The following is a 412-nucleotide window of genomic DNA, read 5'->3' on the forward strand; positions in this document are numbered from 1 at the left end:
CTGATGTTCTCGATCGTGAGCAGCGTCATTGGCCGGCGGTCCGTTTCGATTGGGTATAGAGCATCAGGGTGAGCGGCAGCGACAGCACGACCATCATGAAGGCGTAAGGGGCGGCCGAGACATAGTCTATCTCGCTGGTCAGCGACCAGAATTTCGTCGCCAGCGTATCCACGCCATTGGGCGACAGCATCAATGTTGCCGTGAGTTCATTGGTGATGCCGAGTGCGGCCAGCGCGACGCTGGCGGCCGCTCCGGGTGCGGCAAGCCGCATGGTGATCTGCCGCAACGCCTGGCCTGGGGTGCGGCCGAGGCCCATCGCGGCGCGCTCCAGCTCCACCGGGGCCTGGGCGATGCTGGCGCGCAGCCCGACCATGGCCCGCGGCAGGAAAAGCATCACATAGGCGACGAGCAG

General features: G+C 65.3%; 1 protein-coding gene. It reads right to left on the minus strand.

What is annotated here, in order from left to right:
* Positions 1 to 25: 25 nt before the first annotated feature.
* Positions 26 to 412, minus strand: a 387-nt coding sequence (locus tag D7X32_RS44685; RefSeq protein WP_120608495.1) for an ABC transporter permease subunit, incomplete at its 5' end; no start/stop codon positions are given.

The sequence above is a fragment of the Corallococcus carmarthensis genome (assembly GCF_003611695.1).
Taxonomy (GTDB): domain Bacteria; phylum Myxococcota; class Myxococcia; order Myxococcales; family Myxococcaceae; genus Corallococcus; species Corallococcus carmarthensis.